Source organism: Magnetovibrio sp. PR-2, from assembly GCF_036689815.1.
Classification (GTDB): domain Bacteria; phylum Pseudomonadota; class Alphaproteobacteria; order Rhodospirillales; family Magnetovibrionaceae; genus Magnetovibrio.
The window spans coordinates 38,232-51,129 of record NZ_JBAHUR010000018.1 but is presented as its reverse complement, the minus strand read 5'-3'; the positions used below and the strand labels follow the sequence as shown (position 1 = coordinate 51,129).

At 56.6% G+C, this 12,898-nt stretch carries 15 protein-coding genes; 7 read left to right on the top strand and 8 right to left on the bottom strand.

Annotated elements, in window-relative coordinates:
- Positions 1-103: 103 nt before the first annotated feature.
- Genes V5T82_RS16645 through V5T82_RS16625 form a run of 5 tightly spaced genes read right to left on the bottom strand, consistent with a single transcriptional unit; the run spans position 104 to position 3,143 of the window.
- The gene (locus V5T82_RS16645) at positions 104-838 is read right to left on the bottom strand and encodes a HugZ family pyridoxamine 5'-phosphate oxidase (protein WP_332896798.1); all 735 of its coding nucleotides are present in this window, start codon (positions 836-838) and stop codon (positions 104-106) included.
- Between the two features lie 5 nt (positions 839-843).
- Complete coding sequence (locus V5T82_RS16640) at positions 844-1,242, bottom strand: CBS domain-containing protein (RefSeq protein WP_332896797.1); 399 nt, start codon at positions 1,240-1,242, stop codon at positions 844-846.
- Positions 1,239-1,589 carry a P-II family nitrogen regulator gene (locus V5T82_RS16635; protein ID WP_332896796.1) on the bottom strand — a complete coding sequence of 117 codons (351 nt, stop codon included), beginning with the start codon at positions 1,587-1,589 and terminating at the stop codon, positions 1,239-1,241. The genes V5T82_RS16640 and V5T82_RS16635 overlap by 4 nt, the downstream gene beginning before the upstream one ends.
- Complete coding sequence (locus V5T82_RS16630) at positions 1,586-2,398, bottom strand: DUF1538 domain-containing protein (protein ID WP_332896795.1); 813 nt, start codon at positions 2,396-2,398, stop codon at positions 1,586-1,588. Before V5T82_RS16630 ends, V5T82_RS16635 begins: the two co-directional genes overlap by 4 nt.
- 1 nt (position 2,399) lies before the next feature.
- The gene (locus V5T82_RS16625; protein WP_332896794.1) at positions 2,400-3,143 is read right to left on the bottom strand and encodes a DUF1538 family protein; all 744 of its coding nucleotides are present in this window, start codon (positions 3,141-3,143) and stop codon (positions 2,400-2,402) included.
- Between the two features lie 391 nt (positions 3,144-3,534).
- Here V5T82_RS16625 and V5T82_RS16620 point away from each other — a divergent pair, with 391 nt between their 5' ends.
- The 7 genes from V5T82_RS16620 to ptsP all read left to right on the top strand — a co-directional run bounded on the left by V5T82_RS16620 (position 3,535) and on the right by ptsP (position 10,033).
- Positions 3,535-4,218, top strand: a complete 684-nt coding sequence (locus V5T82_RS16620; protein WP_332896793.1) for a response regulator transcription factor — start codon at positions 3,535-3,537, stop codon at positions 4,216-4,218.
- Positions 4,211-5,839: a sensor histidine kinase gene (locus V5T82_RS16615; protein ID WP_332896792.1), complete on the top strand. Its 1,629-nt coding sequence runs from the start codon at positions 4,211-4,213 to the stop codon at positions 5,837-5,839. The genes V5T82_RS16620 and V5T82_RS16615 overlap by 8 nt, the downstream gene beginning before the upstream one ends.
- 322 nt (positions 5,840-6,161) lie before the next feature.
- The gene (locus V5T82_RS16610; protein WP_332896791.1) at positions 6,162-6,596 is read left to right on the top strand and encodes an HPr kinase/phosphorylase; all 435 of its coding nucleotides are present in this window, start codon (positions 6,162-6,164) and stop codon (positions 6,594-6,596) included.
- Positions 6,597-6,614: 18 nt separating this feature from the next.
- On the top strand, positions 6,615-7,541 hold the full coding sequence (rapZ, locus tag V5T82_RS16605; RefSeq protein WP_332896790.1) for an RNase adapter RapZ: 927 nt from the start codon (positions 6,615-6,617) through the stop codon (positions 7,539-7,541).
- Positions 7,538-7,945 carry a PTS sugar transporter subunit IIA gene (locus V5T82_RS16600; protein WP_332896789.1) on the top strand — a complete coding sequence of 136 codons (408 nt, stop codon included), beginning with the start codon at positions 7,538-7,540 and terminating at the stop codon, positions 7,943-7,945. Before rapZ ends, V5T82_RS16600 begins: the two co-directional genes overlap by 4 nt.
- Before the next feature lie 27 nt (positions 7,946-7,972).
- A complete protein-coding gene (locus tag V5T82_RS16595) occupies positions 7,973-8,257 on the top strand; it encodes an HPr family phosphocarrier protein (protein ID WP_332896788.1) in 285 nt (94 codons plus the stop codon).
- 12 nt (positions 8,258-8,269) lie between these two features.
- Complete coding sequence (gene ptsP / locus V5T82_RS16590) at positions 8,270-10,033, top strand: phosphoenolpyruvate--protein phosphotransferase (RefSeq protein ID WP_332896787.1); 1,764 nt, start codon at positions 8,270-8,272, stop codon at positions 10,031-10,033.
- A 69-nt stretch (positions 10,034-10,102) separates the two neighbouring features.
- On the opposite strand, the gene V5T82_RS16585 is transcribed toward ptsP, so the two are convergent.
- The 3 genes from V5T82_RS16585 to kaiC form a co-directional block, all read right to left on the bottom strand.
- Positions 10,103-10,591, bottom strand: a complete 489-nt coding sequence (locus V5T82_RS16585) for a thioredoxin domain-containing protein (RefSeq protein WP_332896786.1) — start codon at positions 10,589-10,591, stop codon at positions 10,103-10,105.
- Between the two features lie 62 nt (positions 10,592-10,653).
- Complete coding sequence (locus V5T82_RS16580; protein ID WP_332896785.1) at positions 10,654-10,983, bottom strand: circadian clock KaiB family protein; 330 nt, start codon at positions 10,981-10,983, stop codon at positions 10,654-10,656.
- Positions 10,980-12,737 carry a circadian clock protein KaiC gene (kaiC, locus tag V5T82_RS16575; RefSeq protein WP_332896784.1) on the bottom strand — a complete coding sequence of 586 codons (1,758 nt, stop codon included), beginning with the start codon at positions 12,735-12,737 and terminating at the stop codon, positions 10,980-10,982. The genes V5T82_RS16580 and kaiC overlap by 4 nt, the downstream gene beginning before the upstream one ends.
- Between the last annotated feature and the right edge of the window lie 161 nt (positions 12,738-12,898).

Below are 12,898 nucleotides of genomic sequence, written 5' to 3'. Positions count from 1 at the left end.
ATTTTCTCATTCAACCAAAAAAACGCATATCCGGGTAGGGTTAAAACGTCCCCGATGACAGGTTTATATTCAAATTTTAGGTAGAAAGACTCTAAATTCCGCGTTAAGCCTTGGCCTTTTTCACCAAAGCGCGCAACCGCGTGCGCCAGGATTTGGCATCCGTCGCCGGGGACGCGAAATCGACGCGTTCAGATTTCTTTTTCGGTCCTTGAAAAACCAGACCGTCCGGATCGATCTCCACCAGCTTCCAGCCACGGGCCGAACGTGCATGCACGTGGGTAAAGACGCACCGTGCATCTTCTGCATAGCTGTCCACAATCCGGTTTGCTTTTTCGCCCAAGTCCAGAGGCGGGGTAACGAAGTCTTGGGCCTTGGTCCACTTTGCAGCACCGAAGCCGCCGACGTAGTGCACTTTTTCAATGTCCATGCGCCACAAGGCAAAGTCGCCGAAGTCTGCATACATGGCCGCTGCCGGGTGCGTGTTGAGATAACGTGCGCGCGCGGCCTGTGTGTCAGCCCCTGCCAGCTGGCGAACCTTGCCCACCAACGTCGTGCGCGCACCTTCCAACGGGTTGTCTTTGGTGGTGGGCGCTTCCAATAACAATGACGCGCGCCCGTCGGCCAATAGGTCTTGGGTGTGCGCGGCCAATGTGGAAAACAAAAATAAGGGCGAGCCGTCCAAGTCCCACGCCACGCCCACTTTAGAGACATAGGGGTGGCCTTTTTGGCTAGGCCGGGCGGCGCGGCGGCTGGTGGCCAGCGCGCCCTTGTCCGTCCGGCGCGCGATCAGGCGGGCCAAGCGCGCAGCTTCGTCCGGTTTAAGATGAGGACGCTTCATCTGTTTTAGTCGATATGACGCAGCACCAAATCGCGCAACGTCACGATTCCCACCGGGGCGCGATGCTCGTCAACCACAATGCCGCGCGACAGACCAAACTGGGTGAGAAGACGCACCGCATAGCGGATGTTCATGTCTTTGGGCACAGTCAACACCGGCTTGGACATGATTTCGTAGACGTTGACGCGTTCCGGCGCACGATTTTTTGAGACCACCTGTTTTGCAATGTCAGACACCACCACCAATCCGTATTCATCGGTTTGATCGCGGCGGTCGGCCACCAAAGAGCTGACACCTGCGTCGCGCATTTTGGTCACGGCGTCATGGACCGTCGCCATGGCATCGATGGTTTCAATGTTCGTGGACATGATGTCCTCAACTTTGACATAGCTTTGCTCGCTCATAGCTCTTCTTCCACTTCATCTTTCAAAGTTTGCAATTGGCTGGTAATGCCGACGGCATCCTCCAACGCAATCTGGCAAGCGATCCCGGAACCGGGGTCTTCGTCGAATTTCCCGGCGCGGGCAATCTCTTCAAGAATTTCACGGGCCTTTGGCGCGGCCACCATGAACAGCACGATGTCGCGCTGCGCGGCCAAATCCAACCCAAGAAAGGTTTTTTCCTTTTTTAGGCCTTCACCCTGGGCGCTGGTGATAATCGTCGCCCCCGTTGCCCCTTTTTCACGCGCGGCATCGATGACGGTTTGCGTGATCTCGTCTTTGACGAGCGCCATAATCATTTTGAGGTTCATAGGCTGGTCTCCTTTTCCCCCTCAGTCTCTTCGTCTTCCTTGCTTTGATTTCGCCGTTGCAAGAAAGAAGCAATGTTTGCATAAGCCAGCACCGCCATAATGGGGAACAAGCTGGCAAACGCGATCAATCCAAATCCGTCCAACAATGGGCTTCGGCCCGGAATGGTGGACGCAAGTCCTAAGCCCAGTGCGGTCACCACCGGAACGGTCACCGTTGATGTGGTCACGCCACCACTGTCATAGGCCAGCGCAATAATGAATTTTGAAGCCCACAAGGTTTGCACAATCACCACCACGTAGCCCGCGATGATGTACCAATGCAATGGCGTGCCCGACACGATGCGGTACGCCCCCAACGACACCCCGACGGCAACACCGATGGCCACCGCCATGCGCAGGCCAAAGGCGTTGATGGCGCCACCTGAAATTTGTTCGGCCTTAATCGCCACCGCAATCAGCGACGGCTCGGCCGCCGTGGTGGCGAAGCCAATGGCCGCTGCAAAAGCATAAACCCAGAGATAATCTTTCCAGTTCACTTTACCCAGCAGCGCATCGCCACCCAAAAATTCCGGGGCGGTGAGCTGGCGCGCCATGGTTTCACCCAGCGGGAACAGCGCCAATTCCAAGCCGACTAAGAACAACGTCAAGCCAACCAACACATACAAAAAGCCCACCGCAATGCGTTTGGGGTTGGGCGGCATTTTGCGCAAAGCGCCCACTTGGAAAAAAAGCAAAATCGCGGCGATGGGCAAAACGTCGAACACCGTCGCCCAAGCCGTGGAAAGAATATGTGTTACGAGATCCATCATCTTAGAACACCATCCCGTAAATCATCACAAACATCATCGGCGTCAAACTGGCAAAGGCAATCAGACCAAAACCGTCCACCATGGGGTTGCGTCCGCGGATCGACGTCGCCAAGCCCACACCTAAGGCAGTCACCAGCGGTACCGTAATCGTGGACGTCGTCACACCGCCGCTGTCATAAGCGATGCCGACGATTTCGGGCGGGGCAAAAAAGGTCAAGACCACCACGCCGAGATAACCGGCGATGATCACATATTGAATGGGCCAGCCTTTGAGAATGCGTAACACACCGATGACAATGGCGATACCGACCGACAGCGCCACCGTCATGCGCAACCCATCGGCGTACGCTTCCAACTCGGCGGTGTCTGTGGAAATCAGGCCGCCTTCGGCCACTGTTTTGGCCGCTTCGGCGGCAACCGCAATCAAGGCCGGTTCGGCCACCGTGGTGCCAAACCCCAAGGCAAAGGCAAAGCCCAACAACCACATGACCGAGCCCTTTTTGGCAAACGCCTGAGCCATGGATTCGCCCAGCGGGAACAGGCCCATTTCCAGGCCGCGAATAAAAAAGGCCAAGCCAAAGATCACCAGCGCCGTGCCGATCAAGATTTCGCCCAAGTTGGGGAACGGTTGGCGAATAACGACGGCTTGGAAAAACGCGATGACCACGACGATCGGCAACAAGTCCCGGGCCGCGTCAACAAGCAGACGGCCTAAGCTGCTGATCATTTTTATGAAGTCGTTCACGTCCCGGTATCCAAATCCCTCAAGCGCATTTTGCGCGTCTAGCCTATTAAGGCCTCAGAACAATTGCAAAATCATGAACGTCGTGAGGAGTAGTCCGATGCCGGCCCACAGAAGAGCCGGCGCGATTGGAGCCGCTTGTGACACTTTGGCGCGTGCAAATTTCGGTTGCCGCTGAGAAACGCGCGAACGCGAACCCTGACTAAAACGGGTATAGCGATCATGCATGTAGATCTCCAATTCTCTAGCGGACTTTGACAAGTCCGTGCTTTGGTGCCTTGTTAACACTATAATTTTGCCACAAAGCAAAGGTCAATTGTGTTCAACCCAAAGCTTGCGATTATTTGCCAAATTCAGGCAAACTTAAACTTAAGAACACATTTCTGGACGCGCTATGACTCATACAATTGCCTTGGTCGACGATGACCGCAACATTCTCACTTCTGTTTCCATGACTTTGGAAGCTGAAGGATTCGCCGTCAACTCTTATAAAGACGGTCAAGAAGCTCTGCGCGAGATCACCCGCAACCCACCTGACTTGGCCGTGCTGGACATCAAAATGCCGCGCATGGACGGGATGGAGCTGTTGGGCGAGCTGCGCAAACGCAGTGACATGCCGGTGATCTTTTTAACGTCCAAAGACGACGAGCTGGACGAAGCCATGGGCCTGCGCATGGGTGCGGACGACTATATTAAAAAGCCGTTTTCCCAACGCTTGCTATTGGAACGCATCCGCGCCGTTCTGCGCCGCCGCGACCCGCAACCGATCCAGGCCGAAGTCCTGCAGCGCGGCGAGCTTACCTTAGACAGCACGCGCCATTTGTGTGTGTGGCAAGAAAAACAAGTGAACCTGACGGTGACGGAGTTCTTGTTGCTGCAAGCTTTGGCACGCAATCCCGGGCACGTCAAAAGCCGCGATCAGCTGATCGATGCGGCCTATGGCGAACACATTTATGTGGACGACCGCACCATCGACAGCCACATCAAGCGCCTGCGCCGCAAGTTCCGCCAAGTGGACGACACGTTCTCCGCCATTGAAACACTTTACGGGGTGGGTTATCGCTACACGGATGACTGAGCAACCACCCTCTGCGTTAAAGAGCGAACCGTCGGCAGTTTTGGACAAGCGGTTTTCGCCGCTAACCCGCCGGATTTTGGCGGTGAACGTGTTGGCGCCCGCCATCTTAGTCGCGGGCTTGTTTTATTTGGGTGAATATCGCCGCAACCTGATCGAAACCGAACTGTCGGCGCTGCGCACGCACGCGGAAATTTTTTCCGTCGCCTTGGGCGAAAGTGCTGTGAGTGAGGCTGGACAGCAACTGCTGCCCGAGCTCGCCAGCCAAATCGTGCGCCGTTTAGCCTTTACCGCTGAAACCCGCGCACGTCTATTTACGGCGACCGGCGACTTGGTCGCGGATTCGCGTATGCTGTTAGAACCTGGCGGCGAAGTGAAAACCCAAGCCCTGCCGCCACCCATGAGCCAGGAAGAAAAAGAAAGCCTGCTCAACCGCGTGTTTCACACCTTGGACACCCTTTATATGTGGTTGCCCGGCATTGAAGAGTATCCCCCCTACGCCGAAAACGTCGAACAACACGTGCAAGATTACCGCGAAGCCGTCGGCGCGCTGCAAGGCGAAACCTGGGTCGCGCGCCGCTCCATGCCGGACGGCTCGTTGATCTTATCGGTTGCCATGCCGGTGACGCGCTACAAACAGACACTCGGTGTGTTGATGTTGTCCAAGGGCTCTCAAGAAATCGACGACGCCTTGTTCGAAGTGCGCAAAGACATTTTGGCCATGTTCGGAGCCACTTTAGTGCTGACGGTTTTGGTCTCGCTATATCTGGGCGGCACCATCGCGCGCCCCATCCGCAACCTAGCCCGCGCGGCCGACCGGGTGCGCGGCGGCCAGCACCGCCAACATACCATCCCGCGCATGCGTTGGCGCGACGACGAAATCGGCGAGCTGGCGTCGGCCTTGAACGACATGACCGAGGCGCTCTGGACCCGCATGGACGCCATCGAAGCGTTCGCTGCCGATGTGTCTCACGAAATCAAAAACCCGCTCACCAGTCTCAAAAGTGCGGTGGAAACCGCCGCGCGCCTCAAGGACCCGGAACAACAGCGCAAACTGATGGACGTCATTCAAGACGACGTGGAGCGCCTGGACCGCTTGATCACCGATATTTCCGACGCGTCGCGTTTGGATGCGGAACTGTCGCGCGCCGAAACCAAAACGGTGGATATGGGCAAACTGCTCACCACCTTGGCCGACATCCACACCCACACGGCTGACGACAGCGCGCCGAACTTGACGATTGAAAGCGAAATCGACCTGATTGTCGACGGCCTAGAAGACCGTTTGGTCCAAGTGTTTCGCAACTTGATCGCCAACGCGGTGTCGTTCAGTCCCCAAGGCGGCACCATCGCCATCAAAGCTGGGCGAGACAACGGCCACATCTCCATCACCGTCACCGACCAAGGCCCCGGCATCCCGCCCGGCAAGGAAGCCGACATCTTCAGCCGCTTTTACACCGAACGCCCCGAAAGCGAAGACTTCGGCCAGCATTCAGGCTTGGGGCTAGCGATTTCCAAACAAATCCTCGAAGCCCACGGCGGCACCATTTCGGCAGCGAACGCTAAAGATGGCTCGGACGCGGTTACGGGTGCCTGCTTCACGGTCTGCTTGCCAAGCGTCTAGCACCCTCAGCTGTCAATGCGAGAAGCAGAGCGCCGAACCCTAACCGTCACCCCGGACTTGATCCGGGGTCCATGGGTAATCAGACACAATCTTCGTGAGGCCCTGGATTCCCGCTTTCGCGGGAATGACGACCCTAAAAGGGTGTATAAAGCACAGATTCACCGGTCGTCATTGCGTGGCGTGAAACGCCGAAGCAATCCAGGCTGGTGCGTGCTGAGACATGCTGGATGGCTTCGCTCCGCTCGCAATGACAAACGAGGTCGCGAGGTCGCGTATCCCAAACCCAATTGACACCTTCGGTTTATCGGCTCAAGCTTTTGTTATGGAACGAATTCATGCCACGTGTGTGGTCATCAAAGGCCAAGGCGTGTTGCTGCGCGGAGCCCCCGGCAGTGGCAAGTCTGATCTGGCGCTGCGTCTCATCGAAGACGGGGCGGGCTTGGTTTCGGACGACTACACCGAAGTTTACAAAGACGCTGACGATCTTGTCGGGCGCGCGCCGGACACCATCCAAGGCCTGATGGAGCTGCGTGGCATTGGCATTGTGCAAATGCCCTTTGCCGAAGACGCCGCCATTCGCGCGATCTTCGATTTAATGCCCTTGTCCGACATCGACCGCTTGCCCGATTCTGAGACGGAAATGTTACAAGGCGTGGAGGTTCCGCGCTTTTGCGTGCACGGTTTGGACGCTTCTGCGCCCGCAAAAGTGCGCTGGGCTTTAAAAGCCTTACAAGAAAACTTGTTTCATTCCAAATGATCGCTAATCTGTCCAACCATGGATATGGCAACGGACCAAAAACTGCGCCGCATGGTGCTCGTGACCGGGATGTCGGGCGCGGGCAAAACCACGGTTTTAAAAGCGTTCGAAGACTTGGGCTTCGAGGCCCTGGACAACGTGCCCCTTTCCCTGCTGCCCAACATTGTCGCGCCGCTTGAAAATCCCGACATCGAAACCCGCCCCATCGCCGTGGGCGTGGATATACGCACCCGCGATTTTGCCGCTGATGCGTTTATTGCGCAGCTCAAAGCCCTGCGCACCCGCGACGATATTGATATCCAAGTTCTGTTTGTCGATTGCGGTGACGAAGAGCTGGTGCGCCGTTATACCGAGACCCGCCACCGCCACCCCTTGGCCCACGACCTGCCGGTTTTGGACGGCATCCGCTTAGAGCGCGAAACGGTGGGCCCGGTCATGGACGTGGTTGATATCCGCTTGGACACCACCGGCGACACGCCCTATGACGTCAAAAGCTTTTTGAACCACACCTTTGCCGAAGGCGTGACCGACACCGCCATGGCCGTGTTCGTGACGTCTTTTTCGTTTCGCAAGGGCCTGCCGCGCGATGCGGATTTGGTCTTCGATGTTCGCTTTTTGCGAAATCCCCATTATGATCCCGAACTCAAACCTTTGACCGGGCAAGACCCCCGGGTTCAGGCCTACGTTCAAGAAGACGCCGGGTTCGAAGATTTTTTCGCCAACCTCACCCAGTTGTTGGGCCCCATGGTTCAGCGCTTCGAAGAGGCCGGCAAATCGTATCTCACCCTTGCGGTGGGCTGCACCGGAGGACAACACCGCTCTGTCTTTATGGCTGAAAAATTGGCCGCATGGCTGGGCGACACACACAACAGGGTCCGCTTGGGACATCGGGATATGCCCGTTGTTCCCGGATCCACAGAAAATAAGGGCAAACAACCGTCATGATTGGCATTGTGCTCGTGACTCATGGCCGTTTGGCTGAAGAACTGGTCGCCGCTATGGAACATGTGGTGGGACCGCAAGAGGCCGTCGGCGCCATCTGCATCGGCCCCGACGACGATATGGAAGAACGCCGCACCCAGATCTTGGACAGCATTTCCAAAGTCGACAGCGGCGTCGGTGTCATCTTGCTTACCGACATGTTCGGCGGCACGCCGTCGAACTTGGCCATCTCCGTCATTGAAAAAGCAAACGTCGAAGTCATCGCCGGCGTCAACTTGCCCATGCTGATCAAGCTGGCCAGCGTGCGCAACACGGACGACTTGAAAGGCGCCGCCGACCAAGCCCAAGACGCTGGGCGCAAATACATCAACATTGCTTCGGATTTGTTGAGCCAAGACGGCTCTTGATCACCTATAGACCAAAAGAACACGACCATGACCGACACCACCCCCATAGAGCGCAGCCTCAACATCTGTAACGAGCGGGGCTTGCATGCCCGCGCAGCAGCAAAATTCGTTAAGCTGGCTGCCGAATTCGACGCCGACATTACGGTCAGCAAAGACGGCCAGTCCGTTTCCGGCGGATCAATCATGGGACTGATGATGTTGGCCGCCGGCATTGGGTCTTCTATTTCCGTATCCATTTCGGGTGTGGAATCTGCCAGCGCCATGGATGCCATCGCTGAGCTGATCGCCAACAAGTTCGGCGAAGAGTGCTGAGGGACGTTTTAAGTGAACCCTGCCCCCAAAGAGCAAGTGATTGACGGCCTGGGCGTCTCGTCCGGGATCGCCATCGGTATCGTGCATGTGCGCGAATCCGGCTCTATTGCTGTGCCCGAATATGCGCTGAAGGGGGCCAAAAACGTTGATGCAGAAATCGCGCGCTTAGACGTCGCGCTGAAAACCGCCCAGCGCCAAATCGCGCGCCTGCGCACCAAAGCGGCCTCGATGCCGCCGTCAGCGGCTGAAGAAATGGGCTTTTTGTTGGAAGCCTACGATCAAATGCTGGATGATTCGCGTTTGGTCCGGGGCGCGTTTCGCCGCATCACCGAAGACAAAATCAATGCCGAAGCCGCCATTCAGGCCGAAATCAACGACATCGCGCAAAGCTTTGCGGAGCTGGACGACGCTTATATTTCGGCGCGCATCGACGACGTGCGCGAGGTCGCCAACCGTTTAATCCGGGTGCTGACCAAGTCCCACGTGAAGCCCCTCAACACCGTGCCCAAGGGCTCGATTATCATTTCCGAAGATATGACGCCCGCCGACACCGCACAGCTCAACCCGAAAAAAGTCATGGGCTTCGCCACGGTTTTGGGGGGTGCGCAAGGCCACACGGCGATTATGGCCCGCGCCCTGGGCCTGCCTGCCGTGCTGGGTGCACCCGGTTTGCTGGGTGCGTTGAAATCGGGTGATCATGTCATTATCGACGGCAACCAGGGCCGGGTTGTCATCCACCCCAAGCCCACAACCTTGGCCGCATTCGAAGCCAAACAGGCCGCACACCGCAAAAAACTCGGCCGCTTGGCACGCCTGCGCCGCCAACCGTCTGTGACCCGCGACGGCACGGAAATTTCGCTGGGCTGCAATGTCGAGCTGCCCATCGAAATGCCGGGCGTGCTGACATCGGGGGCGTCTAGCATCGGCTTGCTGCGCTCTGAGTTCATGTTCATGAACCGCGACGAAATTCCGTCCCAAGACGAGCAATATAAAATCTTGGCCGACATCGTTAAAGCCATGGACGGGCGGCCCGTAACCATCCGCACGCTGGACATCGGCGGCGAAAAGCTGGCCCAGTCCATCACCCAAGACATCGGCGACAGTGCGCAAAGTGCTTTGGGCATGCGGGGCATTCGTTTGTCTTTGAAAAAACGCGCGCTGTTGGAAGACCAGCTCACCGCCATCTTGCGCGCAGGCGCCTTGGGCCCGGTGCGCATCTTGCTGCCCATGGTTTCGACCCAGCAAGAGGTGCGCAAAACCCGCGACATCTTGAAAAAGCTGGTGACCAAGCTGAAACGCAAAAAGGTCAAAATCGCCGACCCCGTGCCGCCATTGGGCGTGATGATCGAAGTGCCGTCCGCAGCCCTCACGGCGGACGCCTTGGCGTCGGTCTCTGATTTTTTCGCCGTCGGCTCCAACGATCTGACCATGTACACCATGGCCGTGGACCGCACCGACGAACAGGTGGCCGGGCTCTACAACCCGCTGCACCCCAGCGTCTTGCGCTTGATCCAATTCACCACCGAAGCGGCCTTGCGTGCCCGCATCCCCATCTCGGTCTGCGGCGAAATGGCCAGCGACCCGCGCTTTACGGCGTTGCTGTTGGGACTGGGGATTCGCGAACTGTCCATGAGCGCACATGGTTTGGGCCCGGTGAAACAACGCGTGCGCGAAATCGACCTCGCCGCCGCCCAAAGCCGCGCCGCCCACATCATGAGCCAGACCGATAGCGGCAGGATCGCCATGCTGTTGGACGATTTTAATACTTTGGTGTAACGGGCGCGCTTGTTTGTGGGGGTAAGCCCCCCATGCCCCCGGGGCGCATCCCCATGCTGTTGGATGATTTTAATACTTTGGTGTAACGGGTGCGCTTTCGCCCTTCAGTTCTTTAATTTTATTGAGCCGCTTGCGGCTTTTATCGATCATTTTGCGCGCTTCGTCGGACATCTGTTTGGCTTTGAAGTCCATTTCGAAAGCATGCCCGACCATGTCTTGTGCGCTGATGACGGAACCCTGAGCGCGGCGTTTGATACAAAACGCGAGCAAAAGGTCATCCACTTTGTCACCATACCCATAACAGCGGTAAAACCCGCCATCGGGAAACGTCATGATCGCCGTTGGTGTGCAAACGATGTTGAGCTTGCTCACCAAATCAGGATGTTCGGCCAAATCGACAAACCTAAAGTCCAGATGGATCGCATTTATATTCGCCAAATGCCCCCAACGCTCGGCAAGCTCATCATCCTGGACACTCCTATTCAAACCATAGAGACGGATCATCACCACGTCTCTTGTTGGCGTGTCTTTCACTTGTCCGGGGGAGCGCTTTGGCACTTCATTTTTCCTTGATCAAGTCCACCCACAATGGGCTGGACTTTGCGTAAACGCAAAAACGATTACGCGTCAGCGTCGGGGAGCAGCTGCAACCCCAACAAAACTTTTTCGGTATTCGACAAATCCCCGATGATTTTGCGCATCGGTTCGGGCAAGCGGCGCACCAGTGTCGGTACCGCCAAGATTTGGTCGTTGCGCGACAAGATCGGGTTTTCCAAGATGTCCACGACTTCGATGTTGTAGCGCTCGGGGATGTGGGCTTCACAAATTTTGCGCAAATTCGAAATCGCATCCAGAGAGCTTGGCGTTTGCCCAATCACATAAAGACGCAGCTCCCATTCTGACACGGGCGACTTCATCGGCTCGCTCAGGGGTGCAACATGTTTTATCATTTACGCCGTCCTGTCGCCTTGGATTTGGCGCGCGCCCTCTTCGGCCCTTTTTCAAGAGCCGGTTGAGCCACCACGGAGCGGTTGTTCAACATGGATTTCAAAGCATCGGAGCCCACCGTTAAGGTCTGCTCCAAATCGCGCCTTTCCGCTTCGAACTCAGTTTCCAACTCAGCGATTTTGGCCTCCATCGCTTTGCGTTTACGCTCCAAGACCGCCTGAACCCGGCCGTGTTCGCGATCGCGCGCCTCAATGGCGTCTTGGTCGAGCATTTCTTGAACCGCACGCGCAGCACCTGTGAGAATGCCGTCCGGCCCGACATAAACGTCGACCAAATCGACCCCGTCGTTGGTGAGGATAAATTCCCGCACCCGGTTGGAGTGGGCGATACCACGCGCTTTGAGGATATAAAGGGCGCGTGTGCGTTCGCCGCCTTGTTCCAGGTTGCGCAACAACAGCCAGCTATCAATCAAAGATGAAATGCCCGCATCCGTCTGTTCCACCGGATCGCCACCAGATGTGAGACTGGTAAACATCGTCGAGATTTGCCGCCCTTTGAACAAATCCACCAAACGCATCAGCATGCTTTGCACCGCCAAAGCGTCACCGATGACGTCAAAGCTGGAGATCGGGTCCAACACCACGACCTGCGGTTCATACGCATCGACAAGCTTTTGGATATGGGCCAAGTGCATTTCGATGCCAAACGCCGACGGGCGCACGGCTTCGAAGCGCAACAGGTTCTTTTTCGCCCATGGTCTTAAGTTCAGCCCGATGGAACTCATATTGCGCATCAACTGATCGGCAGATTCTTCGAATGTGATGTACAGACATTTTTCGCCCCGCCGGCACGCGGCATTGACAAAGTGTGCGGACAAGCTGGTTTTGCCCGTGCCCGCCGTGCCCGTCACCAACATGGTGGAGCCGCGAAAATAGCCCTTGCCGCCATACATTTCGTCCAGCCTGGGAATGCCGGTCGAAATGAATTCGTCCGAAGCTTCGTATTGCAGTCCAATGGCCGATGTCGGCACAACGGTGAAGCCCTGCTGGTCCAGCAAAAACGGATATTCGTCAGACCCGTGGGCGGAGCCACGGTATTTGACGATGCGCATGCGCCGGGTGGAGACTTGGTTTTCCACACGCTGTTCCAAAGAAATCACACAGTCGGAAACATATTCTTCCAAGCCGTGGCGGGTCATGAGGCCATCGCCACGCTCGGCCGTGATGACAGCGGTGACACCTTTGTCCTTCATCCAGGCAAACAAGCGGCGCAGCTCTGCGCGCAAAATCACATGGTTGGGCAGCGCGGCAAACAGGGTTTCGACGGTATCCAAGACCACCCGCTTGGCCCCGATTTCGTCAATGGCTGCGCCTAGACGAATGAACAGGCCGTCCAAGGTATAGTCGCCTGCACCCACATCCGTGTGATCGATATAGATGTGATCAACCAATAACTTCTTTTGTTTGACGAGCTTCGGCAGGTCGTACCCCAAAGACGAGACGTTTTTGGACAGCTCGTCTTCGGTTTCTTCGAACGCCACAAAAACACCGGGCTCATCGAACTCCATGGCGCCTTTGACCAAAAACTCCATCCCCAGCAGCGTTTTGCCCGACCCCGCGCCGCCACACACCAGCGTCGAACGCCCGGTGGGGAAACCGCCATTGGTGATCTGATCCAAACCTTGGATGCCCGTGGGTGATTTCGCGAGTTCTATTGGGGTTGATGCTTTTTTCGATTTTTTTGCGGCCTTAGCCATGTCCCTGTCCCTCTGGCTTTGAAATTGTGCGGATACCTTAAAATGTCCTACGAATAGTTTAGCCTATCTTCCGCCGAGATTCGCGATGAGCAAAACCAGCCCACTAACGACTTCCCCGTCTCAATGTGTTCAATCGAACTGCGGATGACCATGCCGTTGGA